We start from the raw sequence: 3,304 nt of genomic DNA on the forward strand, positions 1-3,304 counted from the left end.
GCAGCGGCACCAGCACCGGCACCAGCAGCACCAGGGCCGCCGAGGTTTCGATGAACGTGCCCGCAACCAGCAGCACGGCGTTGACCAAAAGCAGCAGGGCCACGGGGTCCGTGGTCAGGCCCAGCAGCCATCCGGCCAGGGTGGCCGGGGCCTCCTGCACGGTGAGCACCCAGGCCAGCACCTGGGCCTGGGCGATGAGGAACATGACCACCGCCGCGGTGACGCCAGCCTCCAGGAACAGCCCGGGCAGGGCGCGCCAGGACAGCCCCCGGTAGACGAACAGGCCCGTGCCCAGGGCGTAGGCCACGGCGGCGGCCGCGCTTTCCGTGGCGTTGAACACCCCGCCCAGGATGCCGCCCAGCACGATGGCCGGGGCGCCCAGGGCCCACCCGGCGCGGCGCAGGGCCGCGCGCGCCGCCGCCGGGGAGAAGCGCCGCCCGCGCACGTCCGGCGCGCCGCCGCGCAGGGCCAGCACGGTGGTCGCCGCCACCAGGGACAGGCCCATGAGCAGCCCGGGCAGCAGCCCGGCGGCGAAGAGCTGGCCGATGCTGGCCCCGGTGAGCACGCCGAAGAGGATCATCGGGATGCTCGGGGGGATGACCACGCCGATGGAGCCCCCGGCGGCCTGCACGGCTCCGGCCAGGGCCGGGTCGTAGCCTTTGCGGATCATGGCCGGGACGAGCAGGGCGCCCACGGCGGCCGTGTCCGCCGCCGCCGAGCCGGAGATGCCGCCGAAGAGCATGGCCGCGACCACGGCCACGGCCGCCAGCCCTCCCGGCAGCCAGCCCACCAGGGCGTCGGCCAGGTCGACCATGCGCCGCGACAGGCCCCCGGCCTCCATGAGCCGCCCGGCGATCATGAACAGGGGCACGGCCATGAGCGGGAAGGAGTCCGCCCCGGCGACCATGCGCTGCACGGCGAGCATGGGCGGCGCGTCGCCCGAGAGCAGCAGCGCCCCCAGCCCCGCCGCGCCCAGGGCCACGGCCATAGGCACGCCCAGCAGGAACAGCGCGGCCAGGGCCGCCAGCAGCAGGGCGGTGCTCACGGCCCGGCCCCCGGGGCGCGCCGTCCGGCGGCAAGCCGGGCCAGGGCGTGCACGCACAGCACGGCCCCGGCCAGGGGCACGGCCCCGGCGCCCAGCCCGGCGGGCCAGCCCAGGGCCGGGGTGGATTGTCCGGCCAGCAGGCGCACATAGCCCCAGCCATAGGCCGTCATGGCCGCGAACAGGCCCAGGCAGGCCAGGTTCGCGCCTGCGTCGGCCAGGGCCCGGGCCCGGCGCGGCAGGCGGCGCGCCAGGGAGTCCACCCCCAGGTGCGCGCCCCGGCGGTAGGCCACCGTGGCCCCTGTGAAGGTCAGCCAGACCAGCAGGATGCGCCCCAGCTCCTCGGACCAGAACAGCGAATCGTTGAGCGCGTAGCGCCAGAAGACCTGGGCGGCGATGACCCCGGCCATGCCCGCGCCCAGAAGCGCCGTGAGCGGGCGGCACACGGCGTCCAGGGCGGCGCTGGCGGCGTCGAGAAGCGGGGCGGCGCTGCGCACGGGCTATTTGGGCAGCAGCGCGCGCCCGCAGGAGAAGGCGTCGCCCACGGGCCCGCCCACGCGGAAATAGCCGCGCGAGCCGGGGGCGAAGACCAGCGGGTCCACCCCGGGCAGGGACGGGTGCCCGGCCTCGTCCACCAGGGCGGGATCGATCTTCACGTCCACGATCTCACCGATGAACTGGGTGTGCAGGCCGAGCTCCACGGTGTGGGCCAGGCGGCATTCGATGGCCAGGGGGAACTCGGCCACATAGGGCGCGTCGACGAACTCGGCGCGCACCGGAGTCAGCCCGGCGGCGGCGAACTTATCCATGTCGCGGCCCGAGGCCAGCCCCAGGAAATCGGCCTCGGCGGCGTGGCGCGCCGAGGGCACCGACACGGTGAAGGCGCCCCGGGCGACGATGCAGCCGTGGGTGTGGGTGGCCGCGCGCAGGGCCACGGCCAGCATGGGCGGCTTGGAGCAGCAGATGCCGCCCCAGGCGATGGTCATGGCGTTGGGCCGTCCGTCCTTGTCGTAGGCGCCCACGCACCAGACGGGGGTGGGCAGGGCCAGGGTCTTGGCTCCGAGGGAGGTTTTCATCGCGTCTCTCCTTGGGTGGGGCGGGTGGCGTCCAGGAAGCGCTCCAGCAGCGCGCGCACGCGCGGGTCGGCGTATGCCGGCAGCTCGCGCAGGCCGCGCGTGCGGGCCTTGAAGGACTCCAGGTCGGGGTGTTCGTCCACGGTCATGCCCGCCTGGCGCAGCCGGGCCAGGAAGCCGGCCTCGGCCTCGCGGTTCCAGGCGCGCTGGGCCCGGGCGGCGTCGCGCAGGGCGGCGGCCAGCAGGGTCCGCTCGGCGGCGGGCAGGGCGTTCCACCAGTCCAGGCCCGCCAGCCCGACATGGGCCGAATAGACGTGCCCGGTGAGGGACAGGTAGGGCTGCACCTCATGCAGGCGGTAAAGCCAGATCACCGACAGCGGGTTTTCCTGGCCGTCGATGGTGCCCTGTTGCAGCTCGGTGTAGACGGGCCAGGCCATCGGCGTGGGGTTGGCGCCCAGGGCCTGCCACAGCTCGCGGTCCAGGGCCGACTCCATGACCCGGACCTTCAGCCCGCGCACGTCGTCCACCGCGTGCACCGGGCGCACGGCGTTGGTCAGGTTGCGGAAGCCGTTCTCCGAGAAGGCCAGGCCCTTGAACCCGGCGCGCTCCATGGCCGCCAGGACCTCCGTGCCCAGGGGGCCGTCGAGCACGGCGTCGGCCTGCTCGTGGCTGGCGAACAGGAAGGGGAAGCCGACCACGGCGGCCTCGGGCACGAAGGTGTCCAGCGGGCCGAGGGTCACGATGGCCATGTCCACGGCGCCCATCTGTACCTGGCGCAGGATGTCCGTTTCGCTGCCCAGGGAGCCGCTGTGGAATATCTTGACGCGCAGGGCGTCGTCCGAGCGCTGGGCCGCCAGCTCCTGGAAACGGGTGGCGCAGACGTGCTGCGCGCTGCCGGGGGTGGTGACGATGCCCAGGCGTATGGTGCGCGCGGCGGCGGGGGCGGCGGGGGCCGCCAGCAGGGTTCCGGCCAGGGCCAGGGCGGCCAGGGCCAGGATGGATCGACGCATGGATGGGTGCTCCCGAAAGTGTATGGCGTGGTGGGTTCGACGGGGCATGATACCCCTGCGGGCCGGGAGTGGCAAGGCGCGCGCCCGGGCGGCACCCGGCGGGGGCGCCGCTTGACCTGGGCGGGGCGCGGGCGTAATGGTGGACACTGGCATCCGCTCCCCCGCGCGCTCTTCCTCGC

General features: G+C 74.8%; 4 protein-coding genes. All 4 read right to left on the reverse strand.

Translation table 11 applies throughout. The features are described 5' to 3' along the window. Positions 1–1,045 (reverse strand): TRAP transporter large permease (locus tag M0P34_RS14525; RefSeq protein WP_291500396.1); only part of this gene is annotated, 1,045 nt, incomplete at its 3' end. Further along, on the reverse strand, positions 1,042–1,539 hold the full coding sequence (locus M0P34_RS14530; RefSeq protein WP_291500398.1) for a TRAP transporter small permease: 498 nt from the start codon (positions 1,537–1,539) through the stop codon (positions 1,042–1,044). The genes M0P34_RS14530 and M0P34_RS14525, both read right to left, overlap by 4 nt. Before the next feature lie 3 nt (positions 1,540–1,542). Then, complete coding sequence (locus tag M0P34_RS14535; protein ID WP_291500400.1) at positions 1,543–2,118, reverse strand: flavin reductase family protein; 576 nt, start codon at positions 2,116–2,118, stop codon at positions 1,543–1,545. Further along, complete coding sequence (gene dctP / locus M0P34_RS14540) at positions 2,115–3,125, reverse strand: TRAP transporter substrate-binding protein DctP (protein WP_291500402.1); 1,011 nt, start codon at positions 3,123–3,125, stop codon at positions 2,115–2,117. The genes M0P34_RS14535 and dctP overlap by 4 nt, the downstream gene beginning before the upstream one ends. Positions 3,126–3,304: the final 179 nt, after the last annotated feature.

Source organism: Desulfocurvus sp., assembly GCF_023230885.1.
Classification (GTDB): Bacteria; Desulfobacterota; Desulfovibrionia; order Desulfovibrionales; family Desulfovibrionaceae; genus Desulfocurvus.

Coding starts and splice junctions, on each gene's coding strand:
- M0P34_RS14535 (WP_291500400.1), bottom strand. CDS start 2,118: ATGAAAACCTCCCTCGGAGCCAAGACCCTGGCCCTGCCCACCCCCGTC.
- dctP (WP_291500402.1), bottom strand. CDS start 3,125: ATGCGTCGATCCATCCTGGCCCTGGCCGCCCTGGCCCTGGCCGGAACC.